13 protein-coding genes are annotated in these 16,039 nt (G+C 71.9%); 10 read left to right on the top strand and 3 right to left on the bottom strand.

Translation table 11 applies throughout. From position 1 onward, the window contains the following. Window positions 1-119 precede the first annotated feature (119 nt). The 5 genes from ABFX54_RS52815 (at window position 120) to ABFX54_RS52795 (ending at window position 3,359) form a co-directional block, all read left to right on the top strand. Window positions 120-998, top strand: a complete 879-nt coding sequence (locus tag ABFX54_RS52815; protein ID WP_346114864.1) for a fructosamine kinase family protein — start codon at window positions 120-122, stop codon at window positions 996-998. A gap of 504 nt (window positions 999-1,502) precedes the next feature. Further along, complete coding sequence (locus tag ABFX54_RS52810; RefSeq protein ID WP_346114866.1) at window positions 1,503-1,955, top strand: VOC family protein; 453 nt, start codon at window positions 1,503-1,505, stop codon at window positions 1,953-1,955. Window positions 1,956-1,990: 35 nt separating this feature from the next. Then, the gene (locus tag ABFX54_RS52805) at window positions 1,991-2,281 is read left to right on the top strand and encodes a hypothetical protein (RefSeq protein WP_346114863.1); all 291 of its coding nucleotides are present in this window, start codon (window positions 1,991-1,993) and stop codon (window positions 2,279-2,281) included. 169 nt (window positions 2,282-2,450) lie between these two features. Then, a complete protein-coding gene (locus ABFX54_RS52800) occupies window positions 2,451-2,573 on the top strand; it encodes a hypothetical protein (RefSeq protein ID WP_346114862.1) in 123 nt (40 codons plus the stop codon). Window positions 2,574-2,585: 12 nt separating this feature from the next. Further along, complete coding sequence (locus ABFX54_RS52795; RefSeq protein ID WP_346114861.1) at window positions 2,586-3,359, top strand: maleylpyruvate isomerase family mycothiol-dependent enzyme; 774 nt, start codon at window positions 2,586-2,588, stop codon at window positions 3,357-3,359. A gap of 38 nt (window positions 3,360-3,397) precedes the next feature. On the opposite strand, the gene ABFX54_RS52790 is transcribed toward ABFX54_RS52795, so the two are convergent. Beyond that, window positions 3,398-5,395 (bottom strand): hypothetical protein, encoded by a 1,998-nt coding sequence (locus ABFX54_RS52790; protein ID WP_346114860.1) that lies wholly within the window; start codon window positions 5,393-5,395, stop codon window positions 3,398-3,400. A 237-nt stretch (window positions 5,396-5,632) separates the two neighbouring features. On the opposite strand from ABFX54_RS52790, the gene ABFX54_RS52785 reads away from it, so the two are divergent. Beyond that, entirely contained in the window at window positions 5,633-6,604 is a 972-nt protein-coding gene (locus tag ABFX54_RS52785) for a hypothetical protein (protein ID WP_346114859.1), read from the top strand. A 17-nt stretch (window positions 6,605-6,621) separates the two neighbouring features. Here ABFX54_RS52785 and ABFX54_RS52780 read toward each other — a convergent pair whose 3' ends face one another. After that, window positions 6,622-7,449 carry a phytanoyl-CoA dioxygenase family protein gene (locus ABFX54_RS52780; protein ID WP_346114858.1) on the bottom strand — a complete coding sequence of 276 codons (828 nt, stop codon included), beginning with the start codon at window positions 7,447-7,449 and terminating at the stop codon, window positions 6,622-6,624. 91 nt (window positions 7,450-7,540) lie between these two features. Between ABFX54_RS52780 and ABFX54_RS52775 the strand changes: the two genes are divergently transcribed. After that, window positions 7,541-8,449: an AraC family transcriptional regulator gene (locus tag ABFX54_RS52775; RefSeq protein WP_346114857.1), complete on the top strand. Its 909-nt coding sequence runs from the start codon at window positions 7,541-7,543 to the stop codon at window positions 8,447-8,449. Here ABFX54_RS52775 and ABFX54_RS52770 read toward each other — a convergent pair. Next, entirely contained in the window at window positions 8,446-9,519 is a 1,074-nt protein-coding gene (locus ABFX54_RS52770) for a TolB-like translocation protein (RefSeq protein ID WP_346114856.1), read from the bottom strand. The two genes, ABFX54_RS52775 and ABFX54_RS52770, sit on opposite strands and share 4 nt — an antisense overlap. 162 nt (window positions 9,520-9,681) lie before the next feature. Here ABFX54_RS52770 and ABFX54_RS52765 point away from each other — a divergent pair, with 162 nt between their 5' ends. The 3 genes from ABFX54_RS52765 to ABFX54_RS52755 all read left to right on the top strand — a co-directional run. Continuing rightward, complete coding sequence (locus ABFX54_RS52765; protein WP_346114855.1) at window positions 9,682-13,194, top strand: DUF4132 domain-containing protein; 3,513 nt, start codon at window positions 9,682-9,684, stop codon at window positions 13,192-13,194. After that, window positions 13,191-14,261, top strand: coding sequence for an ATP-binding protein (locus ABFX54_RS52760; RefSeq protein WP_346114854.1), 1,071 nt, complete (start codon window positions 13,191-13,193; stop codon window positions 14,259-14,261). The genes ABFX54_RS52765 and ABFX54_RS52760 overlap by 4 nt, the downstream gene beginning before the upstream one ends. 3 nt (window positions 14,262-14,264) lie before the next feature. After that, a partial coding sequence (locus ABFX54_RS52755; protein ID WP_346114853.1) for a DUF5682 family protein occupies window positions 14,265-16,039 on the top strand: 1,775 nt, incomplete at its 3' end.

Raw genomic sequence — 16,039 nt, 5'->3', positions numbered from 1 at the left:
CGATGCGGCCGAAGACGAGGAGCTCGATGAGGGAGTTGCCGCCCAGGCGGTTGGCACCGTGCAGGCCGCTGGCCGCCTCCCCGATCGGTCGGCGCCACGAATCAGGCAGGATGGCCCTCATGCCCACATCCTTGCTGCTCGAACGCCTGCACGCGGCGGGCCTGACCGACATCGCCGCGGTCGAGCCGGTCACCGGGGGCCTCGCCGCGACCGCGGGGCTGGCGCGCCGCGGTGACGGCACGTCGGTGTTCGTCAAGGCGTTCGGCGAGCCGCCGTCGAGCGACGTCTTCGCCGCGGAGGCCGAAGGGCTCACCGCACTGCGCGAGGCAGGCGGAGTCGCCACACCCAAGATCATCCTGACGGACCGCGACCTGCTCGTGCTGTCCACGCTCCAGCCCCGGCCGGAAACCGAGTCCTTCTGGGAGCAGTTCGCTCATGCACTCGCCCGCATGCACACCACCACGCCCCACCCCCGATTCGGCTGGCACCGCGACAACTGGCTAGGCCGTCGCCGGCAGGTCAACACCTGGGACGACGACGGGTACGAGTTCTTCGCCCAGCATCGCCTGCTGCGCTGGCTCGGCGAACATCGCGTCCGGCAAGCGCTCGACGCCACGGACCGAGCAGCACTAGAGCGACTGTGCGACCGGCTACCCGAACTGCTGCCGGCCAAGCCCGCGTGCCTGACACACGGCGACCTGTGGACGCTGAACATCATGGCCACCCCCGATGGGCGGCCCGCGCTCATCGACCCGGCCGTGTCGTACACATGGGCCGAAGTCGACCTGGCCCACCTGTGGACCACGGCACCGCCACCCGAGGCGCACGTGTTCTTCGAGCTGTACGCCGAGCTGACCGGACTCGATCGCGACTGGCGCGAACGCATGCCGATCCTGCAACTACGCCAGCACCTGGCCGTGATCGCCCAATTCGAGCCGGACTGGGGCGCCGCCGACATCGTCCGCGCCACCCTCACCCCGTTCCGGCACCGGCCCTGAGCCACTGCCCCACGTGCAGCGCGCACCACGCCAGCCCGCCGGAAAGCGCCATGAGGCCGTCACGAACCAGGCCCCGCACCCGAATGGGTGGCCATCGTCCCGATCGTCGGCTGTGGATCCTGACGCTCAACCCTTCCTCGTCCGCTCCAGCCACGCCACGAGCGTGTCCACCGTGCTCTCGAACAGATCGTCCGATCGCTGTGGGCCGGCTTCTGTGAGGATCCGGCTCAGATGCGGCGCGTCGAGGTCGGCGCCGGCACGCTGAACCTGCGGAGCCACGACGGCCCAGTCGGCCGGGTCCACCCCTGCCGGCGGCCGGTCGTGCCAGGAGTCGTAGAACTCGGTGAACCCGGCGATCAGCAGCCTCAGGTGTTGATACGCGCGGAGTGCGTTCGCCGGGCTGAGCCCGAGCTCCAGGAGCTGTACACCGTGCTCGACCGCGAGGAATGGACGTCCGAACCTTTGCCCGGTGGTCCCCGGCAGACACTGCCTGCCGTGGACGCCATGCTGGCCGCCGGCGGCGGTGCCTTCGCCATCGGTTTCGAGGTGCCCGAGACCGCCAGAGCGACCGAACGCATGCGCTCGGCGGGCGTCGCCGCCGAAGTGATCATGATCGATATGCCGCGCGGCGACCGGAAGGCCTCCCATCCCCTCGCCTTCCCCACCGACGGGCCGCAGTGGTCGCCGTTCTTGCTGACCTATCCCACCGAACCCGAGCAGCGCCGCGAACCGATGCGCGCCCGCGGCCGGCTGTCGTCCAGCTTCGGCATCGACCACCTTGTGGTGGAGACCGCCGACCCGAGAGAGGCTTCGAACTGGCTGGCCACGATCCTGGGCGTGCCGGACGCCGTCCCGACGGGGGCTGACTGGCGGCTCGCAGTGGACGGCGCGGACATCGTGGTCACCGCCGGCCCCGCCGAGCGCGTCACCGCCGTCGCGCTGATTCGACCTGCGTGATCAGCATGTCGCCGAGGATCGAGGACAAGGCGTCGATGACCGTAGAGCTGCAAATCCCATTTGCCTCAACATTGCAAAGCCTGGAACTTGGAAGAACCCGGGACAGGGGGATCGATCTGCCCAACGGTCTCACCCCAGGCTACAGCGCGATAATAAAAGACACGGACGGAAATACCGTTGGAGCCAAGGCCTTCGCCTGGACACAGGACGGCACCAAAATGCTGGCCATCCACATCGTCAAGGGAGGACCGGGACGAGACCATCAAGCAGACGTCATCGAGTTCGTCCGCCAACTCCGCCCACTTCTCTTGCCTTCAGCCTCGTGACAATCGCGCTACAGCCACCCTTCCCCAGGCTCCTTCGCCGATTCGAGCCGGGCGGTAACGCCTCGATCATGGAATTGAGCCGGGTCGCGACGCGTGCGTGCCGTCTGGATTCGGTCAGTCCAGTCCGTGATCCTTATGGCAGTCATTCATGGCGCGGAAGGCGTTCCACGTGGCCGACATCGCAAAGATCTTGACGCATTGGTATCCAGGCCGTTCCGTCAGAGAGATCGTCAACAGCCTGGGCGTCGCGCGTGACACCGTGGCCAGGTACGTGGCGGCCGGAGCGGCGTGATACACAACCCACGTGCAGAACATCTTGGAGTTCCCCGAGGTCCTGCGGCTGATCGAAGACCGTTCGGCCGCGTTCCGCGCCGCGATCGCGTCCGCCCCCGACCTCGACGTCCAGGTCCCGACCTGCCCGAACTGGACGCTGCGCGAACTGGCGCAGCACCTCGGTGACGGCCGTCGCCGCCAGGCCGCCATCGTCGCGGCGGGCCCGGGCGCTGGGCCCCCGGCGAGGACGGACCCGAAGGGCGCCCCGACCGCGCCCCGCGATCGCGAAGCCCTGGACGCCTGGCTCGCCGAATCGACCGAGCTCATGCTCGACGCGATGCGCGAGGCCGGCCCGGATCGCGGCTGCTGGACCTGGTGGGGCCGCTCGCAGGCCCCGGAGACCAGCGGAGCCGTGGCCCGGCACCAGATCCAGGAGATCGCCGTCCACACCTACGACGTCCAGCTCACCCAGGGGGCCGCGCAGCCGCTGCCGGCGGACGTCGCGGTCGAGGGCGTCGACGAGTTCCTGATGACCGTCGCGGCGACGTCCGTCCCCTGGCCGTTCAAGCCGGCGACCATCGACCTGCACGCGACCGAGGGCCGCTCCTGGCGCCTGACCCTCAACGCCGACGGCGTCCGCTGCGACGACCTCGCCGCCGACGCGGAGCCGGGCGACATGGTGATGCGGGGCGCAGCGAGCGAACTGGTCCTCTACTTCTACGAGCGCCGCCCGCTCGACGGCCTGGAGACCACCGGCGACACCAAGCCGATGGAGTTGCTCGCAGACTGGGACCCGAACGCGTAGAACGCTCCGAGCCCTGTCGTGCGGGTCGAGGAGCGAGATCAGTGTTTGCGCTTCTTGCGGCGGCCCCGGGCTCCCGGCGGCCGGGTGGGGACGAGGCGGAGCGGGTGGCGGGCGGTCCTGCGGAGCGGCTCGGCCACCAGCTCACGCAGCTCCCGCAAGCCCACGACATCGGGGTGCCCCGACGCCAGGATCGCCGCCACGAACTCGGACGCGTCCCCGCCCCCCATCCTCTTGAGCTGCTCCACAAGCCCCACCGGCCCCGCGAGCTCCAGCACCGACAGGAAGTTCTCGGCCCCCAACAGCAGGTTCTCCCGCTCGCTCAACGACCCGTGGCTCATCTCTCCGGCATCGATGAGCTGCGTCCACACGGTGGGCCCGAGGACCGGGTCGTGACGCAGGTCATGCGGCAGCCGCCGTTCGGGAAGGGCGTCGGCCAGCACGCGCAGCATCGCCCCCGCCCGCGTACGGAACGGGCAGTCCCGCACGGCCTGCAGCAACGTCTCGATGTCCTGCCCCGGCCGGGCCAGCCACCCCTGGAGCTCCGTGACGGCGTCCTCCGGCGGATAGTGCTGGGCGAGCACCCCCAGCAGCCCGGCCGGCGGGGCGGTGGCCAGTTCGCCGATGAGGGGAGCGTCGCGGCCCTCGGCGAGGAGGCGGTCTCGGACGCCGCGCACGCCGAGCGGGGTGAGGCGGACCAGCGCGAGGTCGGGCTCGGCGAGGGCGGCGCGCAGGCGTTCGACCGCCTCCGGCGGCAAGGGCTGGTCGTCGTGGTCGAGGTCGCTCGCGTAGAGGGGGTCGGCGGGGCCGCGGGTGAGCTCCACGGCCCCGAGGTCGGACAGGACCTCGAAGGTGCGCCCCAGGTCCTGGGCGGCCTCGCGGCGCCAGAGATCGCGCAGGCGTTCGTCCTCCTGGTCGAGAACGAAGTACTCCTGGCAGGCCAGCCACACCGTCTCTTCGAGCCGGACCATCGGCATCTCGTCGAGCCCGTACATGGTGTTGAGCACGTCCGGCAGGATCTCGTCGAAGACCTCGGCCAGAATGGCTTCGGGCCGCCACGTCGCGACGGGCACCGTGACCGCCCGGCCCAGCTCCGGCAGCACCTCGAACGCGCGCCGCCACAGCGCCTCCGGGTCGCGCAGCAGGGGTGCGGCCTTGGCCACGCGGAGGAGCCGGCCCTTGGCGGTGCGGGTCAGGCGCAGCTTTTTGGCCCAGGCGAGCAGCAGGTTGAGCTGCGGCAGGTCGGTGGCGCTGCGGACGCGCAGCCGGTCCTCGCCGGTGCCCAGCAGGGCCGACACCTCAAGGGCGTCGGCGACGCGGAGGTTGCCCGCGTCGGTGAGGGCGCGGCCGTCCTTGCCCACCCAATCGGCCAGCGCGATGAGCCGCTGGACGGTCCGGCTGCGCGTGGCGGCCTCCGTCAGCGCGGAGGCGGGCGGCAGGGAGACGGGCGGCTGGGGGAGGGCGCGTTCCTCACCGATGCCGCCGTTCACGAAGCGGTTCTGCATGATCTTGTCGAGCACCTGCTCGTCATACGGAACGCGACCGGCGTCGAGATCGCGCCTGAACCGCTCGAACGCCCCAGGAACGGTGAGATCGACGCCCTGATCGAGAGCCGTGTAGGCCCAGAACGTCGCCACCCCCCGCAGCGTGGGATCGTCGAGCGCGGCGGCGTACTCCGCCCGCGCCCCATCGATGATCTCCTCCGCCTCCGCGAGCGTGGCGCCGCGCGGGTCGCGAAGGCCCGTCACGTCGAGATAGCGCAGGAACGTACGCAGCACCTCCGGGGCGAGGTCGAGCTCCTCCCGCGAGGCCGTCACCTTGTACGGCACGTACCGCAGCAGGAAGAACCTGATGCACCCACCGTCCCAGTAGGCCAGCCGGCCGTCACGGCTCTCGTGCCGCGCGTCGACGGCGGCGGACAGCAGCAGGCCATCGACCGGATGCCCATGCTCCTCCGCCCAGGTGACACACCGCCGGATCAGCAGGTCCTTGGCGGCCTCGAACTCCTCGGCCTCTTCGGGCTCGAACCAGGTACGCACCGTCCAAGCCTCCCATCCCTCCCGGGTCGCCGTCTCGCTCCTCGCCCGGCGAGAGCCCGCACAGCCGGCCGCCACCATGGGTGCAGGTCATGGATCTTGGTACGGCTGGCCCTACCGCCCCTGGGAGGGCTAGCCGTTCTCGGGGTTGGGGGGTCAACGGGGTGGGGCGGAATCACGCCGATTCTTACCGTTGGGGCTGTTCCTCCACTGCGGCTTCCGCTTCGAAAGGCCGTGCCGATGTCCGAGGTCCTCGAACCCGTTCGTACGGCGGTCCCGCGCCTGCACCGCCCGCTTCTGCTGATGGTCGCCTCCATGGCGCTGCTGCTGGTCGTCTCGGCCGTGGGCATGGTGGTCGACGACCGGGTCCTGCTCGGCGCGCCGGTCTGGGCGAAGCCGCTGAAGTTCGCCGTGTCGTTCATCGTGTACGGCCTCACCCTGGCCTGGTTGCTGACTCTGCCGCACCGGGCTGGTCGCTGGACCTGGTGGATGGCGACGCTGCTGGCCGTGACCGGCATGGTCGACGTCGGCGTCGTCGTGGTCCAGGCGGCGCGCGGCACGTTCAGCCATTTCAACCAGGCGGACGACCCGTTCACCGACGGCATCTCGTTGATCTTCGGTGTGGGCGTGCAACTGCTCATGCTGGCGAACTTCGTTCTCGCCGGGCTGCTGATCTTCCAACGGGTGGGCGATCGGGTGCTCACCTGGGCGATTCGGGCGGGGCTGACTTTCGTGATCGTGGGGATCGGTCTCGGGTTCTGGATACCGGCGCGGTCCAGCGAGGTGTGGACGGCCATGGACGCGGCCGGGCATGCGATCCCCCTGGGCGCCCAGCACAATGTGGGCGTTCCGGACGGCGGTCCCGGGCTGCCGCTGACCGGCTGGAGCACGGTCGGCGGCGATCTGCGCATCCCGCACTTCGTCGGTCTGCACGGGTTGCAGGTCATGCTGGTCGTGGCGCTGGTGCTCGGGTTCCTGGCCGGCCGGGTCGCCCGGCTGCGGGACGAGCGGACCCGGGTGGGCCTGATGATCGTGGCCGCCGTGGCGTACGCGGGTCTGATCGTTCTGGTGACGTGGCAGGCGGTGCGTGGCCAGGCGCTGATTCATCCCGATGGACAGACAATGAGTGCTTTGGCTCTGCTCGTGGCCGGCACGACGGTGGCAGGCTGGGCGGCTGTCGCCGTGGGCGGTTCGCCTGACCGCAGCGGTTGACGGGCTCGGTGGCCCGATCAACGTCGGGCCACGCCTTGCTGCCGGCCGGCGTGCCAAGCCCAGGGGCGGGGGAAAGTGTCGCCGTTCAGGCGGTCGCCTGCGGCGAGTCCGAGGGGATCGGTCACGACGTGCCCGGTCCCCCCGTATCGGGTCGCATCGTCCATGTAGATGATGACGTGTGCGAACCGGGCCTGGTCCGTACGGTTGGGCAGCGCCATGTGGCCGGTGTAACCGCTGTGGAAGGTGCAGTCGCCGGCCCGGAGCGGCACGGTGACGCGCGGGATCCAGCGGAGCGACGGGTCCATCTCGAACAGGTCCTCCTCCTGGTGGAGGTCCTGCGGGCGCAGGCCGGTGCGGTCCTGGGTGCCGGGCAGGAAGGTCATGCAGCCCCGCTCCGGCGGGACGTCGACCAGCGCGATCCACGCCGACAGCGGGAGCCGGTCACCCGTGTGCGGCCAGTACGGGCGGTCCTGGTGGAACTCCGTGGCGGCGTTGTTGTGCGGCTCTTTGACCAGCATCTGGTCGTGCCAGAGCCGGAGCGGGAAGCCGGCGAGCTGTTCGGCGATCCGGCCGAGCCTGCGGTCGAACGTGAGCTCCCGCAGCGTCCGGTCACGCTGCCAGACGTTGACGAGCTGGCTGAAGACGCCCTGCCGCTCCAGGCTCTCCGCGCGGTGCGCCGCCAGGAACGCCGAGGCGCCGGCCAGGTAGCGCTCGATCCGGGCGGGTTCGAGGACGCCGCGTACTCGGACGAAACCGTGCTCGCGGTAGGACGCCACCAGGTCCTCCGGTACCCGGCCGTCTGCTCCGACGTCGCTGACGGGGTGCTCGTTCGTGGTCGTCGTCATCGCTGACCTCCAAGGTTGACTGAGACAAGCGTCGTCGCGGCAGGCCGTCCGGGGCTAGGCCGATCCCGGCCTGTGGTCGTACGATCCCGACATGCCTGCCACGCTGCACGAGCATGCGCTGTTCGCCGGGAGCCCCGTCCTGGCAGGCGTGCACCACCTGGACGTCGGCGTCGAACCGCACGCGCACGACTTCCTTGAGATCGCCGTGATCGGAGCCGGTGACGGGCGCCACGTGACCAGCCAGGGTGAACGGACGCTGCGGCTCGGGCAGGTCATCGTGCTGCGGCCCGGCGCCTGGCACGGGTTCCTGGACTGCGCCGGCCTGACCGTCGCCAACTGCTGCCTGTCCGCCCAGGCGTTGCGGGCCGAGTTGGCGCTGCTGTACGACATCCCGATGCTGCGCGGACTGTTGTGGACCGATCCGGTGGCGTCCGGTACGCACGGCGTGGCGGTCACGACCGTCGGCCCGGCCGTCGCCGAGGAGGCCATCGCGAAGATCGGACTGCTCGAACGCGACCTCGGGGCCGGTCAGAGCCGGCCCGGCCGGGTGCTGGGCCGGCTGGTCACCGTGCTCGGCGTCCTGGCCGACGGCCGCGACCTCGTGCGGGAGGCGCCAGAACCCGCCGTCTCCCCCGCGGTCGCCGCCACCATCGCCCGGCTGGAGGCGGAGCCCGCCCATCCGTGGCGGTTGGACGATCTCGCCCGGGCGGTCAATCTGGATCCCGCCTATCTCGGCAGGTTGTTCGTCCGGCATGTCGGGCTGACGCCGCTGCGGTTCCTGGCACGGCTGCGGGCCGAGCGCGCCGCGACACTGCTGGCGCACTCGGCCCTGCCGGCCGCCCGGGTCGGCGCCGCCGTCGGCTGGGACGACCCGACGTACTTCGCCCGCCGCTTTCGTACGCTGGTCGGTCTGACGCCCACCGAGTACCGGCGGCGCAGCCGATCAACGGCCAGGTGGAGCGGAGCGGGCCGGCCCGAAACGCAAGGGCCCGATCTCTAGTCCAGGCGGACGAAATTGACCCGCTCCAGATGCGGCTCGTACTCGGCCGGGTTGGCGACGAGCTTCTCCCTGATCAGGTCGAGGGCGGCTCCGCCGGAGAGATCGACCCGTTGGAAGAGCTGTGTGCGGCCACGTTCCCGCTGCACGATGACGTGCGCGTCGTCGTACCAGCCCATGAAGGCGCGGACGTCCTTGCCGCCGAACCGGTGGACGACCTTCCCCGTCGCCGCCTCCACGATGCGGATCTCGGCCCTGAGGTCGTCGTCGCGGACCACCGTGGCGAGCAGCCGCCCCGAAGGCGAGAACACCTGCGCGGCCGACCACTCGTCCGGCGCACCGACCCCCGTGTAGTACCTGCGCGGCTTTCCGCGCAGGTCGTAGACGGCGATCCGGCTCTTGGGCGAGGAGTCGTCCGCCTCGTTGTGCCTGGCGAGCACCCGAGCGGACCCGCCGGCGAAGAAGAACCGGAACTCACGCCCGATGGACCAGTCAGAGACGATGTGACGGGGTCCTGCTTCGACCAGCCGGGGCACCCTATCGGCCACGTTCAGGGTGATGAAGCCGATGATGGTCAGGCTTCCGTCACGGCGCTTGTCGTACGCGGTCAGCAGAAGGGTGCGGCCGTCCGGCGCCCACTCGGGCGACGTCACCGGCGCGGGGAGACGAACGGTGTGCTTCCGGCCGGTCCGGCGATCGATCAGATCGATCTTCTTCTGGGCCGTCCACAACCGGTAGTCCGGGATCCCGGCCACCCACCGTCCCCCGGGCGCCACCAGCGCCGCTCGGTACGGCGTCTTGACGAACTTCTCGCCCTCGCGCAGGTAACCGTAGTGACCCTGGCCGGCGTCGAAGACGAGTGAGTACGAAGCCAGGCGCAGCTTGCCCGCCTCGTCGTTGACCTTGCCCGACGTGCCGGCCAGCTTGATCCACGGTTTCGACTCCGCGGCCCGCACACTCCCGACGAGCGTGCTCGGCTCCTTCGCGCTCGGTTCCTTCGCGCTCGCCGGCTGGACGCCGGTCATCGTCAGCGCCACGGCCACGAACCCGGCGATCAGCACTCTGATGGTCATGGAGGTCCTCCCCTCGCTATGCCCTGTTGGACAGGCGGTCACGACGTTTGGTTCGTGCCGTCCACAACCGCTCCCGGCGGGCGGACGATCCCTGATCTGGTTACGTGCGAGTTTGTCGGTCGGTCACGCCATACTCGCCGCTGTCGATCAAAGGCTGACGGGATGCAGGGTGGGGGTATCGGCATGGGCGTGGAGCGGACGCTGACGTTCGTCGGTGGGGGTTCGGCCAAGTTCTGGGAGGTGCGTCAGGACGGCTCGGAGCTGCACATCCGGTATGGGCGGATGGGTACGGACGGGCAGACGCAGGTCAAGTCGTTCGGCTCGGCCGCCGCAGCCACGGCGGCGGCGGACAAGCTGGTGGCGGAGAAGTTACGCAAGGGCTACACGGAGGACGAAACGGTCTCCTCGCCGCAGGCGAAGCCACCGGCCGCCGTCAGCGCTGCGGACGAGGAGCGGCTGACGTTTCCGGCCGCCTGGTCGCGCGCGCTCCACCCCCGCCGCGGCGGAGCGAAGGTCTCCGTGAAGCGGCCGGACCCGGGCGCGCCCGGGAAACTGGCCGCCGAGCTGGACAAACGCCGGAAAGTGCTCGCCGACACGGTGGCGAAGTGCCCGCAGCCGGAGCTCGCGTCCGCGGGCGCGGCATACCTGGCCGGGGAGCCCGGCAGCACACCGCTGGGCGCGGCGGTGGTCGCCGAGGCGGTGGCCGTGTCCCTGCCATGGAACGAGCGCGAGACGATGTCCCTGTTCGCCGACGCCTGGCTCACCGAACGCGGCCCGGTGTTCGCGGCGGTGGCCGTGACCGAGCTGGGTCCGCTGGAGCACGTCCACGACGGGGACACCTGGGTGGTCCGGCGGCTGGGCGACGACGAGGCCCCCGACCCTTGGGCTCCGACGCGGCAGATCGGCGCCCGGGTCCGCGCCGTGCTGGCCGCCGCGTCCGACGCCGAGTACGCCGAGGTCGTCGCGGCGCTGGCGCTGAGCCGCGAACGCGGGCTGCACCACCGCGTGGCGGCCTCCTGCCTGGCGCCCACCGAGACCGGCTGGGTCGCGGCCGACTGCGCCGAGGTGAGCCAGGTCCTCCCGGCTCTCGCCGTCCGCCTGATCTCGGCCGTCAGCACGCCGGAGCAGGCCGAGCTGATCATGGACCACGTTCGGGATCACTACGTCGGGGGCTCCCCCGACCTGCCCGTCACGGTGATCGACGGCTTGGGCGAGGCGGCCGTGCCGATGCTGACCGCCTGGGTGGACCACGCCTACGACGCCGCCGGCAAGAAGCTGCTGCTGGGCGTGCTCGCCGAGCTGCCGTACGACCCGGCGATGCGGGCGCTCCTCGACCGCATCGAGCAGAAGTACACCCAGCCGGCCTTCCTGCGCGCGGCCTCCCTCTTCCCCCGCCGCGCGATGCGGATGCTGGCCGAGTCCGGCGGCAAGGTCGTGGACCTGCTGCTGCGCGCCCACGTGGCGGCCCATCCCGACCTGGTGGACGAGGCGACCCGGTCCGGAATGGCCGCCGCCGAGCGCATCGACAAGATCGTGAACGCCGCGACCGTCCCCGTCGCTCCGCCGGAGGCCCTGCCCGAGGTGCTGGTCAGCCCGCCCTGGAGCCGCGCGCGCCAGGCGAGCAAGGCGGTCGTGGTGGACGGCCTGGCCTGCACCGACGAGCCGGCCCTCGTGTGGGCGCCGGGCGAGCAGGACAACTGGCGTTCCCGGGCGAATGACGGTTCGTGGGATCGGTCCTCGCGCCGGAGCTGGAAGGACATCGCCCGCCAGATCGCTGAGGGCCGCGACGGCTACTGGTCCGACGAGATCGCCCTGTTCGTCGCCGGGCCCGAGGACCTGGCCGCGCCGCTGATCGGGACGTGGCGCCCCGGCGACCTGTGGGGGGCCGGCGACTGGATGCCGAGGGTGGTGGCCAGGTTCGGGCCGGGTGACCTGCCGATGGTGCTCGACAGCGCCCGGCGCGGGCCCAGCGGGGTCGCCGCGGCGCTGCTGCCGTTCGCGGCGCCGGAGGTCGCCGTGCTGATGGCCGACTGGCTGGCCCGGCTGAAGTCCGTCCGCGCCACCGCGCTGGCCTGGCTGAACCGCCACCCCGAGGCGGCCGCCAGGGCGCTGATCCCGGTGGCTCTCGGCAAGCCCGGCACGGCCAGGCAACGGGCCGAGCAGGCGCTGACGGCGCTGGTCGCGGACGGTCACCGCGGCACCGTGGCCGCGGCCGCCACGGGGTACGGGTCCGCCGCCGAGGCCGCGGTCGCCGGGCTGCTCGCCAACGACCCGCTCGACGCGCTGCCCGCCAGGCTGCCCGTGGTGCCCGAGTGGACGGAGACCGCGATCATGACCCCGATCCTCCTGCGCGGCGACGCGGGCGCGCTGCCTCCCGAGGCGGTCCGCCACGTGACGACGATGCTGGCGATCTCCAGGCTCGGCGCCCCGTACGCCGGTCTCGACCTGGTCAAGGAGGCGTGCGACGGCCGCAGCCTCGCCGACTTCGCCTGGGCGCTGTTCCAGTGCTGGCAGCTGGCCGGCTTCCCGGCCAAGGAGAGCTGGGTGATGGACGCGCAGGCGCTGCTCGGCGACGACGAGACCGTACGCCGGCTGACCCCGCTGATCAGGACCTGGCCGGGCGAGGGAGGGCACGCGCGCGCGGTCGCCGGGCTTGACCTGCTGGCCGCCATCGGCTCCGAGGTCGCGCTGATGCACCTGCACGGCATCGCCGAGAAGGTCAAGTTCAGCGGGCTGAAGCACCAGGCCAAGCTGAAGATGGAGGAGGTCGCCGCCGAGCTCGGCCTGACGCCGCAGGAGCTGGCCGACCGGCTGGTGCCCGACTTCGGCCTGTCCGCCGACGGCAGCCTGACCCTCGACTACGGCCGCCGGCGGTTCGTGGTGGGCTTCGACGAGCAGCTCAAGCCGTACGTGGCCGACGCCTCGGGCAAGCGGCTGAAAAACCTCCCCAAACCGGGCGCCAACGACGATCCGGAGCTGGCGCCCGCCGCCCACCGGCGCTTCGCCGGGCTGAAGAAGGACGTGCGCTCGGTGGCGGGTGACGCCATCCACCGCCTGGAGCAGGCGATGGTGAACCGGCGCCGCTGGAGCGCCGCCGACTTCGAAAGGCTGCTGGTCGGCCATCCGCTGCTCTGGCACATCGTACGGCGGCTCGTCTGGGGCCGGTACGACCCGTCGGGCCGGCTCACCGGCACCCTGCGCGTGGCCGAGGACCGCACCTTCGCCGACGTCGGGGACGACACGCTGACGTTGCCGGAAGACGCCGTCGTGGGCGTGGTGCATCCGCTGGAGCTGGGCGAAGATCTGGCCGCCTGGTCCGAGGTGTTCGCCGACTACGAGATCCTGCAGCCGTTCCCGCAGCTGGGCAGGGAGACGTACGAGCCGGATCCGGCGCTGGTGGCCGAGATCGAGGCCGCCAAGGTCCCCACCCGCGCGGTGATCGGCCTGGAGCGGCGCGGCTGGCGGCGCGGCACGCCGCAGGACGCCGGCTGGCAGGGCTGGATCGAACGGGACGTGCCCGGCGGCAGGACCTACACGATCGGCCTCGATCCGGGCATCGTGATCGGCGATCCCGACTTCGCCGACGAGCAGAGCCTGGGTGAGCTGGGGTTCGACGGCCTCGACCCGATCACCACCTCCGAGATCCTCCGCGACCTGAAGGACATCGCCCGATGAACGCCCAGCGGCCCCCCGCCGAGATCCGCTACGCCGATGAGCTGGCCAGGCTTCGGGAGCACGACACCGACGCCCGGCCGCCCGGCTGGGCGCTCAGCCTGCGGGCCGCCCGCCGGTTCGTCCTCGGGGACGAGACGCTGGGCGTCAGCCGCAAGTTCGTGGGCGATCCCTCGCTGATCGACCGGTCCTTGGTGACGCTCGCGACCAACCGCGGGCTGATGCTGGTGGGCGAGCCGGGCACGGCGAAGTCGCTGCTGTCCGAGCTGCTCGCCGCGGCCGTGAGCGGCACCTCGACGCTCACCGTCCAGGGCGGCGCGGCCACCACCGAAGACCAGATCAAATACTCGTGGAACTACGCGCTGCTGGTCGCCGAGGGTCCCTCCACCCGGTCGCTGGTGGCCGCGCCGCTGCTGCGCGGCATGGCCGAGGGCAAGGTGGTGCGTTTCGAGGAGATCACCCGGTGCCCGCTGGAGGTGCAGGACTGCCTGCTGTCGCCGCTGTCGGACGGGGTGCTCGCCGTACCGGAGCTGAGTGGTCCCGAGTCGATGGTGTTCGCGCAGGAGGGGTTCACCGTCATCGCCACCGCCAACACCCGCGACCGCGGCGTCAACGAGATGAGCGCCGCGCTCAGGCGCCGCTTCAACTTCGAGACCGTCTTCCCGATCGCCGACTTCGAGACCGAGCTGGCGCTGGTGGAGGCCGAGGCGGGGGCGCTGCTCGAACGTTCGGGCGTGACCGCGCCGCCGCGCCGTGACGTGCTGGAGGTCCTGGTCACCACCTTCCGCGAGCTGCGCCAGGGGCAGACGGCGCGCGGCGACGCCACCGACCGGCTGTCGGGGGTGATGAGCACCGCGGAGGCCGTCTCGGTCGCCCACGCCGTCGGGCTGCGCGGCTGGTTCCTGCGCGGCGAGCCGGGCACCGCCGCAGACCTGGTCTCCTGCCTCGCCGGTACGGCCGCCAAGGACAACCCGGAGGACCTGGCCAAACTCCGCAGATACCTGGAGCGCAGGCGGCACGGCGACCAGTGGCAGGCCCTGTACGACGCCCGCCACCTGCTGCCGGGCTGAGCGATGGCGGTCGTCTTCCTCGGCGTGCGGCACCACAGTCCCGCCTGCGCCCGGCTGGTCGCCGGCACCATCCGTTCCGTACGGCCCGCGTACGTGCTGGTCGAAGGCCCGGCGGAGATGAACGACCGGATGGACGAGCTCCTGCTCGGCCACGAGCTGCCGATCGCCGTCCACACGAGCTACCGCGACGCGCAGCGGCGCCACAGCTCCTGGACCCCGCTGTGCGACTACTCCCCCGAGTGGGCGGCGCTGAGCGCGGGCCGCGAGGCGGGCGCCGAGCTGCGCTTCATCGACCTGCCCGCCTGGCATCCCGCGCTGGCCGAGCGCGGGAACCGGTACGCCGACGCCGAGGCCCGCTACGACGAGGTCACCGGACGGCTCTGCCGCGCCTTCGCCGTGGACAACGTGGACGCGCTGTGGGACCAGCTGTTCGAGATCGAACCGGCCGACGGGCTGGCGGAACGGCTGGCCACCTACTTCGACCTCGTCCGCGGCGACACCGAGACCGGTCCCGACGACGCGGCCCGCGAGGCGTACATGGCGCGGTGGATCCGGGCGGCCGCCGGCGACGCGGGCGAGCGGCCGGTGGTCGTGGTCACGGGCGGCTTCCACCGTCCCGCGCTGATCCGGCTGGCCGAGCAGGGCGAGCGGAGCTGGCCCGAGGTGCCGGAGCCGCCCGAGGGGGCGGCGGTGGGCAGCTATCTGGTGCCGTACTCGTTCCGCCGGCTGGACGCCTTCGACGGTTACCAGTCGGGCATGCCGTCGCCCGGCTACTACCAGGACCTGTGGGAGCACGGCCCCGGCGGAGCCGCCCGCAGGCTCACCGAGGCGGTGACGGCCAGGCTGCGCGCCAAGCGCCGGCCGGTGTCCACCGCCGACCTGATCGCCGCGCGCGCCACCGCCGACGGGGTCGCGCTGATGCGCGGCCACCCGCATCCGGCGCGGGTCGACGTGCTCGACGGCCTGGCCACCGCGCTGATCGGCGAGGCGCTCGAGACCCCGCTGCCCTGGACGTCGCGCGGAACCCTCCAGGCGGGCCACCATCCGGTCGTCGTGGAGATGATCGCGGCGCTCAGCGGTGACCGGACCGGCCGCCTGCACCCTTCGACCCCGCTGCCGCCGCTGGTCCACGCGGTGCTCGCCGAGCTGGGCGGCCCCGGCGACGAGCGGCTCCACCTCGATGAGCAGGCCGGCCGCGAGCGCAGCCGTTTCCTGCACAGACTGCGCGTCCTGGGCATCCCGGGCGTGCTCCGCACCTCGGGACCGCGCCCCGCGGGCGGCCCCGAGCTGATCGAGCGGTGGACGCTGACCGAGACCGACGACCGCCTGCCCGCGCTGATCGAGGCGGGCGGGTACGGCGTGGACCCGCAGGAGGCGGCGGCCTCCGTACTCGCCGAGCGGATCAGGGACGCCGACCTGGACCGGCTGGCCGACGTGCTGTTCGACGCCGCGCTGTGCGGCATCGGCGAGCTGGCGGGGCGGGTGCTCGACGACCTCGCGCGGGCCGTCGCCGCGGCGGCCGACCTGGGCGCGCTGGGCCGCACCCTCACCGTGGCGCTGGCGATGTGGCGGCACGACGACCTGTTCGGCACCAGCGGCAGCACCACCCTCGGCACCGTGGTCAGGGCCGCGACCCTGCGGGCGTTGTGGCTGGCCGAAGGCGGCCACGACGGCGCCGTCCCGGCCGAGCCGCTGCGCATCGGCGCCATGGCCGCCGTACGCGACGCGCTCAGGCACGCCGGCACGCTGCTCGGCCTGGGCGTGGACGCGGCGCTGGG

This window comes from Nonomuraea maheshkhaliensis, assembly GCF_039529435.1.
GTDB classification, from domain to species: domain Bacteria; phylum Actinomycetota; class Actinomycetes; order Streptosporangiales; family Streptosporangiaceae; genus Nonomuraea; species Nonomuraea maheshkhaliensis.
The sequence above is the reverse complement of the archived record's forward strand: the minus strand, read 5'-3'. Positions and strand labels throughout refer to the sequence as shown.